Source organism: Niallia sp. FSL W8-0954 (genome assembly GCF_038005605.1).
Lineage (GTDB): Bacteria > Bacillota > Bacilli > Bacillales > Cytobacillaceae > Niallia > Niallia circulans_A.
Genome location: NZ_JBBOTN010000001.1, coordinates 3264216 through 3283432, shown reverse-complemented (window position 1 = coordinate 3283432; position 19217 = coordinate 3264216). Strand labels below are relative to the sequence as shown.

The 19217-nt window shown below is 35.9% G+C and carries 15 protein-coding genes; 13 read left to right on the top strand and 2 right to left on the bottom strand.

Going from position 1 to position 19217, the window contains the following annotated elements:
* Positions 1 to 60 precede the first annotated feature (60 nt).
* The 11 genes from NX902_RS16265 to deoC all read left to right on the top strand — a co-directional run bounded on the left by NX902_RS16265 (position 61) and on the right by deoC (position 12733).
* Entirely contained in the window at positions 61 to 408 is a 348-nt protein-coding gene (locus tag NX902_RS16265) for a DUF3679 domain-containing protein (protein WP_249937867.1), read from the top strand.
* A 102-nt stretch (positions 409 to 510) separates the two neighbouring features.
* Positions 511 to 2346: a translation elongation factor 4 gene (gene lepA, locus NX902_RS16260; RefSeq protein ID WP_163188127.1), complete on the top strand. Its 1836-nt coding sequence runs from the start codon at positions 511 to 513 to the stop codon at positions 2344 to 2346.
* Between the two features lie 180 nt (positions 2347 to 2526).
* Complete coding sequence (gene hemW, locus NX902_RS16255) at positions 2527 to 3669, top strand: radical SAM family heme chaperone HemW (protein WP_171509809.1); 1143 nt, start codon at positions 2527 to 2529, stop codon at positions 3667 to 3669.
* Between the two features lie 153 nt (positions 3670 to 3822).
* Entirely contained in the window at positions 3823 to 4851 is a 1029-nt protein-coding gene (gene hrcA / locus NX902_RS16250; protein ID WP_095334251.1) for a heat-inducible transcriptional repressor HrcA, read from the top strand.
* A gap of 124 nt (positions 4852 to 4975) precedes the next feature.
* Complete coding sequence (gene grpE, locus NX902_RS16245) at positions 4976 to 5578, top strand: nucleotide exchange factor GrpE (protein ID WP_275068604.1); 603 nt, start codon at positions 4976 to 4978, stop codon at positions 5576 to 5578.
* A 34-nt stretch (positions 5579 to 5612) separates the two neighbouring features.
* A complete protein-coding gene (dnaK, locus tag NX902_RS16240; RefSeq protein ID WP_095334249.1) occupies positions 5613 to 7442 on the top strand; it encodes a molecular chaperone DnaK in 1830 nt (609 codons plus the stop codon).
* 185 nt (positions 7443 to 7627) lie between these two features.
* Positions 7628 to 8752: a molecular chaperone DnaJ gene (gene dnaJ / locus NX902_RS16235; RefSeq protein WP_047941309.1), complete on the top strand. Its 1125-nt coding sequence runs from the start codon at positions 7628 to 7630 to the stop codon at positions 8750 to 8752.
* A gap of 20 nt (positions 8753 to 8772) precedes the next feature.
* A complete protein-coding gene (prmA, locus tag NX902_RS16230; RefSeq protein ID WP_095334247.1) occupies positions 8773 to 9714 on the top strand; it encodes a 50S ribosomal protein L11 methyltransferase in 942 nt (313 codons plus the stop codon).
* 118 nt (positions 9715 to 9832) lie between these two features.
* The gene (locus tag NX902_RS16225; protein ID WP_095334245.1) at positions 9833 to 10576 is read left to right on the top strand and encodes a 16S rRNA (uracil(1498)-N(3))-methyltransferase; all 744 of its coding nucleotides are present in this window, start codon (positions 9833 to 9835) and stop codon (positions 10574 to 10576) included.
* 5 nt (positions 10577 to 10581) lie between these two features.
* On the top strand, positions 10582 to 11934 hold the full coding sequence (gene mtaB / locus NX902_RS16220) for a tRNA (N(6)-L-threonylcarbamoyladenosine(37)-C(2))-methylthiotransferase MtaB (RefSeq protein WP_095334243.1): 1353 nt from the start codon (positions 10582 to 10584) through the stop codon (positions 11932 to 11934).
* 133 nt (positions 11935 to 12067) lie between these two features.
* Positions 12068 to 12733 (top strand): deoxyribose-phosphate aldolase, encoded by a 666-nt coding sequence (gene deoC, locus NX902_RS16215; protein WP_217279777.1) that lies wholly within the window; start codon positions 12068 to 12070, stop codon positions 12731 to 12733.
* 79 nt (positions 12734 to 12812) lie between these two features.
* On the opposite strand, the gene NX902_RS16210 is transcribed toward deoC, so the two are convergent.
* A complete protein-coding gene (locus NX902_RS16210) occupies positions 12813 to 13598 on the bottom strand; it encodes an AraC family transcriptional regulator (RefSeq protein WP_095334239.1) in 786 nt (261 codons plus the stop codon).
* 476 nt (positions 13599 to 14074) lie between these two features.
* Between NX902_RS16210 and NX902_RS16205 the strand changes: the two genes are divergently transcribed.
* Both NX902_RS16205 and NX902_RS16200 read left to right on the top strand, forming a co-directional pair.
* Positions 14075 to 15835 carry an ABC transporter ATP-binding protein gene (locus NX902_RS16205; RefSeq protein ID WP_095334237.1) on the top strand — a complete coding sequence of 587 codons (1761 nt, stop codon included), beginning with the start codon at positions 14075 to 14077 and terminating at the stop codon, positions 15833 to 15835.
* On the top strand, positions 15825 to 17606 hold the full coding sequence (locus tag NX902_RS16200; protein ID WP_047941302.1) for an ABC transporter ATP-binding protein: 1782 nt from the start codon (positions 15825 to 15827) through the stop codon (positions 17604 to 17606). Before NX902_RS16205 ends, NX902_RS16200 begins: the two co-directional genes overlap by 11 nt.
* 174 nt (positions 17607 to 17780) lie before the next feature.
* Here the strand turns inward: NX902_RS16200 and NX902_RS16195 are convergent.
* Positions 17781 to 19126, bottom strand: a protein-coding gene (locus tag NX902_RS16195; RefSeq protein WP_095334233.1) for an IS3 family transposase whose coding sequence is annotated in 2 segments (ribosomal slippage) — positions 17781 to 18682 and positions 18682 to 19126 — 1347 coding nt in all. Because the reading frame shifts where the segments join, the coding sequence is not laid out codon by codon here.
* Positions 19127 to 19217: the final 91 nt, after the last annotated feature.

Here is a 19217-nt window from a genome sequence, read left to right as displayed (position 1 = left end):
TAGGGATGGTAGTTTTGGAAAATACAAACTTGGTACTGAAAATAAAGGAGATTGATCAAGTTGAAACTATATACATTAGGTGCTGTCGGAATTGTTTTGTTGATGTTTATTTGTGTATTATTTGGCATGCAGCAAGCAAATAGTGGAATTCATAAAATGAAAGGGTATGAAGATGAGGGATTCCAAAGTGCTGTAGCCATAAATAAGGAGAATGGAAATTTAGAAGCATCTGTCCTTGGAGAAAATATTACTAGTCATGATCTGGATGAAAAGAAACAGCAATTAGAGGAAATGAAAGCTTTTAATTTATTGTCTAGCATCGGAAAAGGAGTAGCAGATACGATATCTTCTGTAGCAGAAAAAGGAGTCAATCTTGTTGGAGATATAATGGGAGAAAAAGAAAAATAGAAGACTGTTTAGTAAATCATTTTACTTTTCGTTGAATCTTATTCTTCACACTGCTATAATCAAAAATAGTGTACATGCGCGATTATTGTAGGAGTGAACTAAATGAACAGAGAAGAGATGTTAAAGAGACAATCAAAAATTAGAAATTTTTCTATTATTGCACATATAGATCATGGGAAATCAACCCTCGCTGATAGAATATTAGAAAAAACAAATGCACTCACAGCACGTGAGATGAAAGATCAGCTTTTAGATTCAATGGATTTAGAAAGAGAACGCGGAATCACGATTAAACTAAATTCCGTCCAATTAAAATATCAAGCAAAAGATGGAGAAATTTATACATTACATCTCATTGACACACCGGGACACGTGGATTTTACATATGAAGTATCTCGAAGCTTGGCTGCTTGTGAAGGGGCTGTATTAGTAGTTGATGCCGCTCAAGGAATTGAAGCTCAAACATTGGCTAACGTTTATTTAGCGATTGATAATGATTTGGAAATTGTTCCAGTTATTAATAAAATTGACCTACCAAGTGCTGATCCTGAAAGGGTTAGAAATGAAATTGAAGATGTTATAGGGTTAGATGCTTCTGAAGCAGTGCTGGCTTCTGCGAAGGCTGGTATTGGGATAGAAGATATCCTCGAACAAGTCGTAGAAAAGGTTCCTGCACCACAAGGAGATCCAGAAGCACCATTAAAGGCACTTATTTTTGATAGTTTATATGATGCTTATCGTGGTGTTGTTACTTATATTCGAGTAGTCGATGGAACAGTTAAACCTGGTGACAAAATCAAAATGATGGCAACAGGAAAAGAATTTGAAGTTATTGAAGTAGGTGTGTTTACACCAAAAGCAGTTAATGCCGATCATTTATCTGTTGGGGACGTAGGATTCTTAACAGCAGCAATTAAAAATGTTGGCGATACTCGAGTAGGTGATACTATCACTAATGCGAAGAACGGTGCAACAGAAGCACTGCCTGGCTACCGTAAGCTAAATCCAATGGTTTATTGTGGTTTATATCCAATAGATAGTGCAAAGTTTAATGATTTACGTGAAGCATTGGAAAAATTAGAGCTTAATGATTCTGCGTTACAATTTGAACCAGAGACATCGCAAGCATTAGGATTTGGTTTCCGTTGTGGTTTCCTAGGTTTGCTTCATATGGAAATTATTCAAGAGCGCATCGAGCGCGAATTTAAAATTGACCTAATTACTACTGCACCAAGTGTTATTTATGATGTTATTTTGACAGATGGAACAGAAATAAAAGTAGATAATCCATCAGCAATGCCTGATCCTCAAAAAATTGACAGAATCGAAGAACCATATGTAAAAGCAACGATGATGGCCCCAAATGAATATGTTGGTGCGATTATGGAATTATGCCAGCAAAAGAGAGGTGTCTTCCTCGATATGCAATATATGGATGAGACTCGCGTTAAAATAACGTATGAAATTCCTTTATCGGAAATTGTTTATGATTTCTTTGACCAATTGAAATCAAATACAAGAGGATATGCGTCTTTTGATTATGAACTAATTGGCTATAAAACATCGACGTTGGTTAAAATGGATATTCTGTTAAATGCAGAACAAGTAGATGCACTTAGCTTCATCGTTCATAAGGATTTTGCTTATGAAAGAGGAAAAGTTATTGTAGAGAAATTAAAAGAGCTTATTCCGCGTCAGCAATTTGAAGTGCCGATCCAAGCTGCAATTGGGCAAAAGATTGTTGCTCGTTCTACCATTAAGGCGATGCGCAAGAATGTATTGGCTAAATGTTATGGTGGAGATATTTCTCGTAAACGTAAATTGCTAGAGAAGCAAAAAGAAGGGAAAAAACGAATGAAACAAGTTGGTTCGGTTGAAGTACCGCAAGAAGCGTTTATGGCTGTATTACGTATGGACGACAATAATACGAAAAAGTAAAAATGACAATAAAAGCATTGCATGGTCATTATGCAAGAAACTTGCTAATCGCAACATGGACTGCTATAAGTAAAGGGGTAGATGCCAGGTAGGTATCAACCTCTTTTCTTATTTTTATTGAAACAAGTAGGAGAAACTTATTGGTTAATATAGTTTAATTAATTTAAAGGTTGTGAAAAATTGATACAAGCAGCATATATCCATATTCCATTTTGTGAACATATTTGTCACTATTGTGATTTTAATAAAGTATTTTTAAAAGGACAGCCAGTTGATGAATACTTAGACTCTTTAGAGAAAGAGATGAAGCTGACCATTGAAAAATATGGACAACAAGAGCTGTCAACGATTTTTGTTGGAGGAGGTACACCAACAAGCTTATCTGCTTCCCAATTAGAACGACTTTGTGGAATGGTGAATAAAGAACTTAAGCTTCGTCCAGAGCAAGAATATACGTTTGAAGCCAATCCTGGTGATTTAACAGAAGATAAATTAAAAGCTTTGTATGAAGGAGGCGTGAATCGTCTTAGCTTTGGAGTACAATCTTTTAATAATGAGCTACTAAAGAGAATTGGGAGAACGCATAAGGCGGAAGATGTGTTTTCATCCATTGAAGCAGCTAAAAAAATCGGTTTTAATAATATCAGTGTAGACTTAATTTATAGTTTACCAGGTCAAACGTTAGAAGACTTTCAAGAAACATTAAAGACAGCATTTACATTAGATATTCAGCATTATTCAGGATATTCTTTAATTATAGAGCCTAAAACTGTCTTTTATAACTTAATGAGAAAAGGAAAACTACCTACACCTGGAGAAGATGTGGAAGCAGGTATGTACAGCGTCTTAATGGACGAGATGGCAAGACATGGTTTTCAGCAATACGAAATTAGTAATTTTGCGAAGCCTGGATTCGAAAGTCGGCATAATCTCACATACTGGAATAATGAAGAGTACTTTGGGTTTGGAGCTGGATCCCATGGTTATGTACATGGGAATCGCTATTCTAATTATGGACCTTTAAAGAAATACATGCAGCCTTTAGAGCAAGGTGAGTTTCCGATTATGCATGAACATAAGGTAACCGTTATAGAACAAATGGAAGAGAAATTATTCCTTGGGTTAAGGGAAAATAAAGGAGTAAGTTTATCTTCATTTGAACAAAAATATAATGAAAATGTATTAGAGCTATTTGATAAGGAAATAAACAAGCTAATAAGCAGAGAGCTTATTGAAATAGAAAGTGATTATTTAAAATTAACACATAAAGGCAGATTTTTAGGGAATGAAGTGTTTCAATCCTTTATCGGAGTTCTTGAATAATCATAATCTAGGTTTGTCATGAAGTAGTATACGAGAAGGGAAAAATTTCTTATAGAAATAAGGTGCAAATTATTGACACAGCCCCTTTGTTTTTGCTACTTTATATATAGATTTAGCACTCGTTAATAAAGAGTGCTAACAGAGGTGATTAATGTGTTAACTGATCGTCAATTATTAATATTACAGGTGATTATTGATGATTTTATTTCAACAGCACAACCAGTAGGCTCAAGGAGCTTATCAAAGAAAGAAAACATTACATTTAGCTCCGCCACTATTCGCAATGAGATGGCAGATTTAGAGGAATCTGGTTTTATCGAAAAAACCCACTCTTCTTCTGGGCGTGTTCCTTCAGAGAAGGGTTATCGTTTTTATGTTGATCATCTTTTATCACCACAGAAATTAAAGCGTTCAGAAATATTGAGAATTAACTCACTGTTTGCAGAAAAAATATACGAATTAGAAAATATTGTACAAAAATCTGCTAAAATATTGTCTGATTTAACAAATTATACTACTATTGTCCTTGGGCCTGCCGTTAAAGAAAATAAATTGAAGAAGATTCAAATTGTTCCTTTAAACAACCATACGGCCATTGCTATTATTGTGACAGACTCAGGACATGTGGAAAACAGAATGTTTCACTTGCCAGATTCTGTTCACGCAGGGGAAATAGAGAAACTAGTAAATATTTTAAATGACCGGTTAACGGGTGTGCCGATTGATAAGCTTCATAATAAAATCTATAAGGAAGTCGCTACCTTATTGAAACAGCATATTAGCAATTATGAGTATTTTATCAACTCTCTTTCTGAAACCGTGAAAATCGATACCCATGAAAAGTTATTTTTTGGTGGCAAGACAAATATTTTGAGACAGCCTGAATTTCATGATATTACAAAAATAAGAAATTTGTTAAATATGATTGAAAAAGAGGATGGAATACCAGAGCTCATTCGTAATAACTCATCCGATATTAGTATTAAAATCGGGAGAGAAAATAATAATACGGCAATGGAAAATTGCAGTATTATCTCTGCTTCTTATCGGATTGGGAATGAGCAAATTGGATCGATTGCGATTCTTGGCCCAACAAGAATGGAATATTCAAGAGTTGTGAGCTTATTAAATATATTATCGAATGACCTGACAAAAGTACTCACTAATTTGTATCAAAAGTAACTTCTGTGGAATATTTAAAAGTGTGGATTGAAGGTCTAAAGTAAGTAAAGAGAAGGTTGGTGAATTTCTATTTGCCAATCTGTCCCGTCTTTATGTAAATAATCCTTTAAGGGAGGTGAACAAGTTGGCAGAAGAAAAAGCAACGAACAATGCAGAGATGGAACAACAAGCAGCACAAGAAGACGTTAAAGTCGAAGAAACAGTTGAAGAAGTTTTCGAAGAGGCAGAAGCGTCTCCTTCCAATGAGGGAAATGTAGCTGAAGAATTAAAAGCTGCTAATGATAAAATTGCAGAGCTAGAAGCTAAATTAGAAGAAGAATCTAATCGTTATCTTCGCTTGCAGGCTGATTTTGATAATTCACGCCGCAGATCAAGGCTCGATATGGAAGCGGCTCAAACATACAGAGCGCAAAGTCTTGTCATGGACTTATTACCAAGCATCGATAATTTGGAAAGAGCATTAAAAATTGAGGCAGTAGATGAACAAACACAAAGTTTATACACAGGTGTTGAAATGGTTTATCGCGGAATCCTTGATGCTCTTAAAAAAGAAGGTGTAGAGGCTATCGAAGCAGTTGGAAAAGAATTTGATCCACATCTTCATCAAGCAGTAATGCAAGAAGAAGTCGAAGGAACGGATTCAAATATTGTGGTAGATGAGTTCCAAAAAGGGTATAAGCTTAAAGACAGAGTCATTAGACCTGCAATGGTTAAAGTAAGTCAATAAGCGTTACATATTAAAAAATAGGAGGGAAATTTCCATGAGTAAAATTATTGGAATTGATTTAGGTACAACAAACTCTTGTGTTGCTGTACTTGAAGGTGGAGAACCAAAAGTTATCCCAAATCCAGAAGGCAATAGAACATCTCCATCTGTAGTAGCATTCAAAAACGGAGAACGCCAAGTAGGGGAAGTTGCTAAACGTCAATCTATTACAAACCCAAACACTATTATGTCTATTAAACGTCATATGGGTACGGACTATAAAGTAGAAGTAGAAGGCAAAAACTACTCTCCACAAGAAGTTTCTGCGATTATTCTTCAATACCTAAAAGGCTATGCAGAAGAATACTTAGGAGAAAAAGTAACGAAAGCAGTTATTACAGTGCCTGCATACTTTAATGATGCAGAACGCCAAGCTACGAAAGATGCTGGTAAAATTGCTGGTTTAGAAGTAGAACGTATTATTAACGAACCAACAGCTGCAGCATTAGCATATGGTTTAGATAAAACAGACGAAGATCAAACTATCTTAGTATATGACCTAGGTGGAGGTACTTTTGACGTATCTATCCTTGAACTAGGAGACGGCGTATTTGAAGTAAAATCTACTGCTGGTGATAACCGTCTTGGTGGAGATGATTTTGACCAAGTAATCATCGATTATTTAGTAGAGCAATTTAAAAAAGAAAATGGCATCGATCTAAGCAAAGATAAAATGGCTCTACAACGTTTAAAAGATGCTGCCGAGAAAGCGAAAAAAGATCTTTCTGGTGTAGCTTCTACACAAATTTCTTTACCATTTATCACAGCTGGAGAAGCTGGACCACTTCACTTAGAAGTAACTTTATCTCGTGCTAAATTCGAAGAAATTTCTGCTTCATTAGTTGAACGTACAATGGGACCAACTCGTCAAGCGCTTAAAGATGCTGGTCTAAATGCATCTGAAATTGACAAAGTAATCCTTGTAGGTGGATCAACTCGTATCCCTGCGGTTCAAGAAGCAATCAAAAAAGAAATCGGTAAAGAGCCGCATAGAGGAGTAAACCCTGATGAAGTAGTTGCAATGGGTGCAGCTATCCAAGGTGGTGTAATTACTGGTGATGTAAAAGACGTTGTTCTTTTAGATGTAACACCACTATCATTAGGAATTGAAACAATGGGTGGGGTATTTACAAAGTTAATCGAACGTAATACAACAATCCCTACCTCTAAATCACAAGTATTCTCAACTGCTGCTGATAACCAAACAGCTGTAGATATTCATGTACTTCAAGGGGAACGCCCAATGGCTGCGGATAACAAAACATTAGGCCGCTTCCAATTAGCTGATATTCCACCTGCACCACGTGGAATTCCGCAAATCGAAGTTTCATTTGATATCGATAAAAATGGTATTGTAAATGTTCGTGCGAAGGATCTTGGTACAAATAAAGAACAAACAATTACGATTAAATCTTCTACAGGCTTATCAGACGAAGAAATCGATAAAATGGTAAGAGAAGCAGAAGAAAATGCTGAAGCTGATAAAAAGCGTAAAGAAGAAGTGGAACTAAGAAATGAAGCAGATCAATTAGTTTTCACTACTGAAAAAACGTTAAAAGACTTAGAAGGTAAAGTGGACGAAAGTGAAGTTGCCAAAGCAAATGAAGCAAAAGATGCTTTAAAAGCTGCTATCGAGAAAAACGAATTAGAAGAAATTCGTGCGAAAAAAGACGCTCTTCAAGAAATCGTTCAAGCTCTTTCTATGAAATTATATGAAGAAGCAGCACAAGCGGCCCAAGCTGCACAAGGTGCAGACGGCGGTGCATCTGATAAAGATGACAACGTAGTTGATGCAGAGTTTGAAGAAGTAAAAGACGATAAATAAAAGAAATAAAACCATATACGTCTAGCGAAAAGTCAAAGTCAGGTTATCTTGACTTTGACTTTTCTTTTCAATCGGAAGTTTTTTAAGCGATAATTAGGAAAGATAGCAATAAACTATTGTACTTTAGAAAAGCAAAATGATACAATAGCATCTATGTGAAAAGAATCGGGGAGTGGTAATCAATTATGGATAAACGGGATTACTATGAAGTCCTTGGAGTCAGTAAAGGGGCTTCTAAGGATGAAATAAAAAAAGCGTATCGTAAGCTTTCAAAAAAGTATCATCCAGATATTAATAAAGAAGCAGATGCAAATGAAAAGTTTAAAGAAGTGAAAGAGGCCTATGAAGTACTGAGTGACGATCAAAAAAGAGCGCACTATGATCAGTTTGGACATACAGATCCTAATCAAGGCTTCGGCGGCGGCGGAGACTTCGGTGGTTTCGGTGGTTTTGAAGATATCTTCAGCACTTTCTTTGGTGGTGGAGGATCAAGAAGAAGAGATCCGAATGCTCCGCGTCAAGGGGCTGATTTACAATATACGATGACACTATCATTTGAAGAAGCAGCATTTGGGAAAGAAACGGAAATTGAAATACCAAGAGAAGAAAATTGTGAAACATGTAATGGCACGGGAGCAAAACCAGGGACTAAGCCAGTTACATGTAAGCATTGTAGTGGTACTGGACAATTGAATGTGGAGCAAAATACACCATTCGGACGTATTGTGAATAGAAGAACATGTAATTACTGTAATGGAACTGGTAAAGAGATTAAGCATAAATGTTCAACTTGTGGCGGAACTGGAAAAGTGAAAAAACGTCGCAAAATTAGTGTTAAAATTCCAGCAGGTATCGATGATGGTCAACAATTAAGAGTCTCTGGGCAAGGAGAGCCTGGCATAAACGGCGGGCCAGCAGGAGATTTATATGTTGTGTTCCACATAAGAAGACATGACTTCTTCGAGCGTGATGGAGAAGATGTATATTGTGAAATGCCGATTACTTTTGTTCAGGCTGCTCTAGGTGATGAAGTGGAAGTACCTACCATTCATGGCAAAGTGAAATTGAAAGTACCTGCGGGAACACAGACTGGAACAAAATTCCGCCTTAAAGGCAAAGGGATTCCAAATGTACGTGGATATGGCCAAGGTGACCAGCATGTAATCATTCGCTTAATTACACCTACAAAATTATCTGATAAACAAAAACAACTATTACAGGAATTTGCTGAAGTATCTGGAGATACTCCTCGTGGAGAAGAAGAGGACAGTTTTTTCTCTAAGGTAAAAAAAGCATTTAAAGGTGAATAATCAAAAAGGAGTTGGTAGAAATGAAATGGTCAGAAATCACAATTCATACGACAAATGAAGCGATTGAACCTATTTCAAATATTTTGCATGAAGCAGGTGCTAGTGGGGTAGTTATTGAAGATCCCTTTGAATTAATTAAAGAAAGAGAAGACCAATTCGGCGAAATCTACCAACTAAATCCTGATGATTATCCAGAAGAAGGCGTTCTAGTTAAAGCGTATTTACCAATCAATAGTTTTCTTGGTGAAACAGTAGAGGCAATTAAAGAAAATATCAATAATTTAGTACTGTTTAATATTGATATTGGATTAAATAAAGTTTCCATTATGGAAGTAAATGAAGAAGAATGGGCAACAGCTTGGAAGAAATACTATCATCCTGTTAAAATATCCGAGAAATTTACGATTGTGCCTACTTGGGAGGATTATACACCGGTCCATACGGATGAATTAATCATCGAATTGGATCCAGGGATGGCTTTCGGAACAGGAACGCATCCGACAACTGTATTATGTATCCAAGCTTTGGAAAGAATAGTAAAAAAAGGCGATATGGTTATCGATGTTGGTACAGGTTCTGGTGTACTAAGTATTGCAGCAGCCATGCTGGGAGCTAAATCTGTGCTTGCTTTAGACTTGGATGAAGTGGCTGTCCGTTCTGCTAAATTAAATATTAAATTGAACAAGGTTCATGAGAAAACATCTGTCCGTCAAAATAATCTTTTAAATGGTATAGAGGAGCAGGCAGAGGTAATTGTCGCAAATATTTTGGCAGAGGTAATTGTTCGTTTTACAGATGATGTTTATCGTTTACTTCAAAAAGATGGATACTTTATTGCTTCTGGCATCATTCTTCAGAAAAAAGAAGAAGTAAAGGATGCTATTATCGCATCAGGCCTAGAAATAATAGAAACAGTACAAATGGAAGATTGGGTAAGCATTACGGCTCAGAAAAAGAGCTAATGGAAGAAAATCTTTCATAGCAACAAGCTATAAGAGTAAGCGTATATTCTAAAGGAAAAAGGAAGTTTCGTCTTACGATTCTTCCTTCTCTATTGCTTAAAGGAAAGTAGGTATTCGATTGCAGCGTTATTTTGCTAAAAACGAAGAGGATACATTTTTTATTCAAGAGGATGATTATCATCATATTGTACGTGTGATGCGAATGGATATTGACGATGAAATATATTGTGTCAACAGTCTTCAGCAGGCAGCACGGTGCAGAATAGAAAAAATTTCCGAAAACGAAGTCATTGCAAAAGTGGTACAATGGTTAGAAGGAGAAATAGAATTACCTGTTTCTGTTTCTATTGTGAGCGGACTGCCAAAAGGGGATAAGCTGGAATGGATTATCCAAAAAGGAACAGAATTAGGTGCTTTTAAGTTTATCCCTTTTATCGCAGCTCGCTCTGTCGTTAAATGGGATGAGAAAAAGGGTGGAAAAAAATTAGTTCGCTGGAATAAAATTGCAAAAGAAGCAGCAGAACAATCCCATCGAACCATGATACCAGAAGTAAGTTCTCCAATTAGTATAAAAGAGTTGATAAAACTTTCAGAAGGTTATAATGTAAAATTAATAGCCTATGAAGAAGAGGCAAGAGAAGGCGAATCGTCCGTGTTAACGAAAAGCTTGCAATCGATGACAAAAGGACAATCTATCCTTGCTGTATTCGGCCCAGAAGGTGGCCTGACTGAATCTGAAGTAGCATTATTAAAAGAGCATGGTTTTATGACATGCGGACTTGGTCCAAGAATATTAAGAACAGAGACTGCCCCATTATACCTATTGTCTACTGTATCTTATCATTTTGAATTGATGGAGTGATAAAAATGCCAACAGTTGCTTTTCACACTTTAGGATGTAAAGTAAACCATTATGAAACAGAAGCGATCTGGCAGTTGTTTAAACAACAAGGCTATGAACGTGTAGAATATGAAAATATATCTGATGTATATGTTATTAATACATGTACCGTTACAAATACAGGGGATAAAAAGAGCCGCCAAGTAATTCGTCGTGCAGTTCGTAAAAATCCTGATGCAGTTATTTGTGTTACAGGGTGTTATGCCCAAACTTCTCCAGCAGAAATAATGGCTATTCCTGGAGTTGATATTGTAGTTGGTACACAGGATCGCGTGAAAATGCTAGAGTATATTACGCAGTATAAAGAAGAAAGACAACCAATAAATGCTGTTGGAAACATCATGAAAAATCGTGTGTACGAAGAAATGGATGTACCTGCTTTTACGGATAGAACAAGAGCTTCCTTAAAAATCCAAGAAGGATGCAATAATTTTTGTACATTCTGTATTATTCCATGGGCACGGGGATTGATGCGCTCAAGAGACCCGCAAGAGGTTATTAAGCAAGCGCAGCAATTAGTGAATGCTGGCTATAAAGAAATTGTATTAACAGGAATTCATACAGGTGGATATGGCTCAGATATGAAGGATTATAACTTAGCTAATTTACTGCGTGATTTAGAATCCCAGGTGAAGGGACTAAAACGCCTTCGTATTTCTTCTATCGAAGCAAGCCAAATAACAGATGAAGTGATTGAAGTCTTAGATAAATCAAAAATAATAGTAAATCATCTTCACATCCCGATTCAATCTGGATCAGATACTGTTTTAAAAAGAATGAGAAGAAAATATACGATGGAATTCTTTGCTGAAAGAATTACAAGATTAAAAGAAGCCTTGCCAGGGTTGGCCATTACCTCTGATGTAATCGTTGGTTTCCCAGGAGAGACAGAAGAAGAGTTTATGGAAACTTATAATTTTATTAAAGAGCATAAATTCTCTGAATTGCATGTGTTTCCATATTCAAAACGAACAGGAACTCCTGCTGCGCGAATGGATAACCAAATTGAGGAAGATGTAAAGAACGAACGAGTCCATCGTTTAATTTCGCTTTCTGATCAATTAGCAAAGGAATATGCGTCTAACTATGAAGGCGAGGTAGTGGAAGTTATTCCAGAGGAAGTCTATAAAGAAGATGGCAATGGAAAGCTTTATGTTGGATATACAGACAACTATTTAAAAGTAGTTTTCCCAGCAACAGAAGAAATGGTTGGGAAAATTGTGAAAGTCAAAATAACGAAAGCTGGCTACCCTGTAAATGAAGGACAATTTGTCCGGGTTTTAGAGGAAGTAGAAGATCAAGCTGCGATTGTTTCTTAAGTTAAGCTAGCTACAACTGTTCCTTTTTGTTTTATAAAATTAATTTTAATAACATTAAATGTGGAAGCTCTTTGTTTGTTCAAAGAGCTTGGCATATATCTTTAATTAGTACATATACCAAAGGAGAATCTTAATGAACATTGCAAAAATGATTGATCACACTTTATTAAAAGCTGATGCAACGAAAGAACAAATTGTGACTCTTTGTGAAGAAGCTAAGCAATACAAATTTGCTTCTGTCTGCGTAAATCCAACATGGGTTAAAGCTGCAAGTGAATTGCTTAATGGTACAGAAGTAAAGGTATGTACAGTGATCGGTTTCCCTTTAGGAGCATCTACTTCAGCAACAAAAGCATTTGAAACAGAAGATGCCATTAAAAATGGGGCAACAGAAGTAGATATGGTTATTAATATTGGCGCTTTAAAGGATAAAAATTTTGATTTAGTCAAAGAAGATATTAAAGCGGTTGTGGATGCGGCAAAAGGTAAAGCCTTATCGAAAGTGATTATTGAAACTAGTCTCCTAACAAATGAGGAAAAAGAAATTGCTTGTAAATTAGCAGTAGAAGCAGGAGCTGACTTTGTAAAAACATCAACAGGATTTTCAACAGGCGGAGCAACAGTTGAGGACATAACATTAATGAGAAAAACAGTTGGACCAGATATAGGTGTGAAAGCTTCTGGAGGTGTACGCAGCAGTGAAGACACGGAGAAAATGATTGCTGCTGGGGCTACTAGAATCGGAGCAAGCTCTGGAGTTGCAATTGTGAATGGTTTGACAAGCAATAGTGATTATTAATATATCCTTTTAAAAAATCCTTAGAAAACAATTATTTGTTTTCTAAGGATTTTTTTGTCAATCTATCGCTGCTGTGTCATTAATAACTTTCCATATAAATTTTTCGATAATTAGTTGGGGTAGTGTTCATGATTTTTTCGAAGTTTCGATTAAAGCTGCGAATGTTTCGATAGCCAACCATATCGGCAATTTCGGTAATTTTACTATCCGTTGTTTTTAATAATTGAGAGGCCAAGGTTACACGATGCCCATTCACAAAATCAACAAATGGTATATGCAGTATTTTCGTGAAAAATCTTGATAGGTAGGAATAATCGTATCCAAATTTTTGTGATAAATCCTTTAAGGAAAGCTCCTCGGTAAAATGATTTTGGATATAGTTCAGTAAATCATGTAATAAATAATCATCTCTCCTTGTTTCCTCTTTGAAAGATGTTTGATTTAGCAATTCCGCACAAATTAAGTACAGAACCCCTTTTTTGGCAAACATCGAACTATTATTGTTGGAGAATATCTCCTTTATCATCTCTCTTGTGGCAGCCTGTAACTGAAATATTGGATGAATTAAATCTTTGTTTTTACTAAGCTGATAAAATTGATTAACCAATTCTGGAGAAAAAACATAAATCCAGGCGTGGTTTTTCTGATTGCTTTGTAAACTATGTATTTGATTCGAAAGAATGAGAGCGTTTTCTCCTTCGTGGAGAGTATAAGATTTATCTTGTATGGTAAGCTCCAGTGTGCCTTTATCAACCATCACCAGCTCCAAGCTGCGGTGAAAATGAGGCAGGTTGGTAGGATTGAATGCTGATATACGATCAAAATCTCCATTTTGTCCAAAATAATTTGATTGATAGTATAACATTCAATGTACTCCTTTCAAGTCAAATTTTGTCCATAATTATACAATTTAAGTACTAGTTACGTCAAATCTTCGTGACTAAAATTAATCTGTGATAAGAAAAGGTTTTCTCATTTCTTATCGCATAACATTATAAAATGGTAACGTTCCCATTTATTGCGTTTATTCATGGCTAAAAAGGAGGATTATGATTAAGTCATTTGCTGCCTGTTTGTAATAATTGGAGAACAGCGCCGAGGATGGGAGAGAAAGTAAAAATGATTATAAATTTTGTATACACACCTTTACATGTTTTAAGAGATATTATTGATTTTACTTAGTGAAAAAATTTTACCAAGCCTATTAAAGGCGATTACCCATAGTTAAGGAGAAGGAAAAATCTCCTCTTCGGAAAATTTATTTATAAGTATATTTAGCTATCTTTTGAAATATTATTTTGGAAGTAAACAAATTAAAAAAAGAAAGCGTGTAGATTCCTATTGAATAATTACCAATGGATTTGGAGTTACGTAAAGAAGAATAAGAAAAAAGTAATTGTTGCATCCTTGATTTTATTAGCAAATTCTTTCTTTGTAGTGATTATTCCTATTTTAAGCGGAAGATTAATTGATGAAGTCATTGAGAATAATCAAGTCCAACTCTTAGTACCTATTTTACTAGCAATGATAGGAGCGACACTGATCAGAACTGTTACTCGTTACATCTATCAAATGTTATATGAATATGTTGGTCAAGACGCACAGTTTGATATTAGGCAAGATATGTATAAAAAGCTTCAAGAGCTTGATTTTGACTTTTTTAATCATAATAGAGTAGGTGATATTATGGCGAGAATGACTGGTGATATGGACGCTATACGCCATTTTGTTTCATGGGTCTGCTATAATATTGCTGAATGTGTTATCTGGTTTGTCGTTGCCATTATCGTAATGATGAACATCGACTGGAAATTAACGTTAGCATTACTTGCTGTTACACCGTTTATCTTTATTTTTACACAAAAAATGTCCAAAGCAGCTCATCCAGTGTTTCTAGAAATCCGTGAAAGTTTTTCCAGACTAAATTCCATGGTGGAAGAAAATATTAGCGGCAACCGAGTAGTTAAGGCATTTTCTCGGGAAGAGTATGAAATCGAAAAATTTAATCATTTTAATGATGACTATCGAAAACGTAATCTTGATTCTGCTAATGTTTCTAAAAAGTATTTGCCATGGCTGGACGGATTTGCCGGAGTATTAGCTGTCATTACTTTATTATTAGGTGGCTTATTTGTTATACAGGGGAATATGTCCATAGGTGACTTGGTTGCATTTAACGGATTTATGTGGCTTTTAAATATGCCAATGCGCATGAGTGGATGGTTGATAAATGATGTACAGCGATTTAATGCATCTTGTGTAAAAATTAGAAATTTATTAATAACGGAACCACAAATTATGGTAGAAGACAAAAAGAAAGGCAAGCAAATTGCTGGATATGTAACATTTAAAGATGTCTCTTTTGCGTTTTCCGACGACCCTGAAACCCCTATCTTAAAAAATGTTTCCTTTACCGTCCGACCGGGGCAAACTGTTGGGATTTTAGGGGAAACCGGATCTGGTAAATCAACGCTTGTTAATTTAATTGCAAGATTCTATGATCCAACAGAAGGAGAAGTATTAATTGATCAAATAAATGCAAAAGAATGGCCAGTGAGGAAGCTTCGCGATCAAATTTCGATGGTTATGCAAGACATTTTTTTATTTTCAAATACAATTGAAGAAAATATTTCCTTTGGAAAACCATATTTAAACATGGAGCAAATACAGCGTGTGGCTGCGATTGCCGATGCCCATAACTTTATCGTTAAAATGCCGGAAGGGTACGATACAATCGTAGGCGAGCGCGGGGTGGGATTATCTGGTGGTCAAAAGCAAAGAATCTCCTTAGCAAGAGCGTTAGCGAAGGATCCATCTATCTTGATATTAGATGATACAACATCTGCTGTAGATATGGAAACAGAAAGTAAAATCCAAAAGGAATTAAATCAATTGACACAAGATAAAACAACCTTCATTATTGCACACCGTATTTCATCTGTAAGGGATGCGGACTTTATTTTAGTTCTTGACAAAGGGGAAGTGAAAGAACAAGGGACACATACAGAGCTTGTGGCGAAAAAAGGGATGTATTACGATGTGTATAGAAGACAATTAGGATTAGTAGAGCAGGAAGAAGGAGGAGCAGCCATTGGCCCGTAATAAGTTTAATGTCGACGAAGAATTAGAGACCGAATTTAACTGGAGTCACTATAAACGAATTGGTGCTTATATTAAACCTTATAAGAAGGCATTGTTTATTACATTGCTAATCATCTTAACAGCCAACGTGGCAGGAATGCTCGGTCCGTTTTTTACAAAAATAGCAATTGATGAAATTATCCCAGATAAAAATATTCCATTATTAATCGGGATTAGTATTTTATTTGTTCTTTCTCTATTTGTAATTGGTATATGTATGCGGTATCGCATTCAATGGATTACGCAGATCGGTCAAAATATTCTAAAGGATATGCGTTTAGATATTTTTCAGCACTTACAGAAGCTGCCCTTTTCCTATTTTGATAATCGCCCTCATGGGAAAATCTTAATCAGAGTCGTTAATTATATTAATACATTAAGTGATCTATTAAGTAATGGGCTGATAAACCTGATCTCTGATATCATCAGTGTCATTATAACGTTAATGTTTATGTTTGCCATCGACGCAAAACTAACATTATATAGTTTAGCACTGCTGCCGATTTTAGGAGTCTTAGTATGGGTAATCAAAAATATGCAGAGAAAAGCGTATCAAGTGTTAAGCAATAAACAATCCAATATGAATGCCTATATTCATGAAAGTATTGCCGGCATAAAAATTACGCAATCCTTTGCAAGGGAAGAAGAGAATTTTGAAATTTTTGATGAAGTAAGCAATGAAACCCGAACATCTTGGCTTAAGGCAGTTTCAATCCAGTTTCTTCTATGGCCAGGTGTTCAAAATATCTCTGTTTTAACAACAAGTTTAATTTACTTCGTAGGAATACGGCAAATTGGGGTAGATGTTAGTACAGGTACACTTGTAGCGTTTATTGGCTATGTCAATAATTTCTGGAACCCAGTTATTAATATGGGGAACTTCTATAATGCGCTTATCACTGCTTCTGCTTATTTGGAACGTATTTTTGAAACTCTGGATGTTGAACCAGATATTAAGGATCAGCCAAAAGCAATCCCAATGCCAACGATTAAAGGGAATGTCACCTTTGAACGAGTTACCTTCCGTTATGAAGAAGGGAAAAACATACTTAGTGATGTCAGTTTTCATATTAATGCAGGTCAGAGTATCGCCTTAGTCGGCCCCACAGGTGCAGGTAAATCTACTATTATAAATTTGTTAAGTAGGTTTTATGATGTAAATGAAGGCAGTGTCAAAATTGATGGGATTGATGTAAGAGATGTAACATTAAAATCTTTACGGTCGCAAATGGGTGTGATGCTTCAAGATACCTTTGTATTTTCTGGAACCATTCTAGATAATATTCGCTATGGAAAGCTAGATGCAACGGAAGAAGAAGTGATTACCGCAGCTAAAATTGTTAGAGCACATGACTTTATAAAAGACTTAAAGGATGGATATCATACTGTTGTAGAAGAAAGAGGTAGTACTTTATCAGCGGGGCAAAGGCAGTTAATATCTTTCGCAAGAGCTCTCTTAGCAAATCCCAAAATATTGATATTAGATGAAGCAACCAGCAGCATTGATACAAAGACGGAAGAACTTCTCCAAGAAGGAATTACTGAATTGTTAAAAGGAAGGACATCCTTCATCATTGCCCATCGTCTATCAACAATTAAAAATAGTAGTCAAATATTTTATGTGGATGGTGGGAGAGTTGCAGAAAAAGGCACCCATGATGAGTTAATGGCACAAAAAGGATTGTATTATCATTTATATCAATCACAATATGATTTATTGAAGGTTATGTAAAAAAAGGAGGGTGGGACAAAGCAAAATAAATAATGGATAAAGACGAACAATCTCTAATTTAGTGGTGAATCCAATTCGTTCCATTGCGTTACAAACACTCCCTTTCCGCGGGGAGCAACCTAAGCCTCCTCGGCAAGCTGCAGTGACCCCTAAAAGTTAGACGCAGTTATTTCATTAGGCAACTTGTTGAAAATGAGTTCGGTATTGTACCGGACTCATTTTGAATTTTCCCTTTAACCGTTTTCTATTATAGTATTCTATATATTTTTCTAATTCTAGTTTAAAGTGGTTCACACTTTCAAATTCCTTAAAATAAAGGAGTTCTGACTTCAGTATCCCAAAGAAGTTTTCCATTACAGAGTTATCGTAACAGTTCCCTTTACGTGACATACTCTGTTTAATCCCTTTTGCTTGAAGCAAGTTGCGATATTGTTTCATTTGATAATGCCAACCTTGGTCGGAATGCATGAGTAATTGATGCCTTTTTGGTAAGGATTCTAATGCTTTTTCTAACATGTCCGAAACTAATGAATACGTTGGTCGAGAACCGATGGTATACGTAATAATTTCCCCATTAAATAAATCTAATACAGGCGATAGATACAGCTTTTCCCCAAATAACTTGAATTCTGTAATATCTGTTACCCATTTTTCATTTGGTGCGTCCGCACTAAATTGACGGTCTAAATGATTTGGCGCAATTTTACCGACTGTGCCTTTATAAGATTTATATTTTTTCATCCTCACTAGACATTTTAAACCCAGCTCTTTCATGATTCGTTGAACCTTTTTATGATTTACTTTTTTTCCACGATTCACTAGCTCATCCCGAATACGTCGGTATCCGTAACGACCTTGATGTTCTTCATAAATGGCTTGGATTTCTCTTTTTATATCGGTGTCTGGATCAGGTCGATTCATTCGTTTTACTAAATCATAATAGGTGCTGCGTGGAATGCCAGCGAGTTTTACGAGTGACTTCACCGAATACTTATGCCTTAACTCATAGACTACTTGTGCTTTGTCTTGTTTGGTGATTTTTCCTTGTTTTGAACTAAGGCATTCAACTTTTTTAAATACTCATTTTCCATTTCCAGTTGTTTTATTCGATCTTCTAGTGCTTCAAAAGAACGATCAGTAGAACTTTGTTTATTTGAATCTTTTTTCATGGATAGACGCCCCTGTTCCTGTGACTGAAGGGCCTCTATCCCTTGTGTTTCAAACTTTCTTTTCCAAACAGCTAGAGTGGAATGCGCTGGGATATTAAAAATAGCTGCCGTTTCACATAGAGAAGTACCATTTTCAGTCATATATTGTAGTACTTCTAGTTTAAACATTTGTGTATAACTTGTACAACGTTTCATCAATGCCTCTGCACCATTGTAGTTGTATTGTCTTACCCATTTAACAATCGATTTGTGATCTATTCCAATTGATTTTCCAATTTCTCTGTAACTTTCTTTTCCGCTTAAATAGCGAGTTACGGCTTGTAGCTTCATTTCCGCAGTAAATTTGGACAAAAAAACTGCACCTCCAATTATTGTAGATAGTGTCTAACAATTGGGGTGCAGTTCAGAACGAGGAGGTTTGGCGCTCGCCCCATGGAAAGCG

Coding starts and splice junctions, on each gene's coding strand:
- lepA (WP_163188127.1), top strand. CDS start 511: ATGAACAGAGAAGAGATGTTAAAGAGACAATCAAAAATTAGAAATTTT.
- dnaK (WP_095334249.1), top strand. CDS start 5,613: ATGAGTAAAATTATTGGAATTGATTTAGGTACAACAAACTCTTGTGTT.
- dnaJ (WP_047941309.1), top strand. CDS start 7,628: ATGGATAAACGGGATTACTATGAAGTCCTTGGAGTCAGTAAAGGGGCT.
- prmA (WP_095334247.1), top strand. CDS start 8,773: ATGAAATGGTCAGAAATCACAATTCATACGACAAATGAAGCGATTGAA.
- mtaB (WP_095334243.1), top strand. CDS start 10,582: ATGCCAACAGTTGCTTTTCACACTTTAGGATGTAAAGTAAACCATTAT.
- deoC (WP_217279777.1), top strand. CDS start 12,068: ATGAACATTGCAAAAATGATTGATCACACTTTATTAAAAGCTGATGCA.
- NX902_RS16210 (WP_095334239.1), bottom strand. CDS start 13,598: ATGTTATACTATCAATCAAATTATTTTGGACAAAATGGAGATTTTGAT.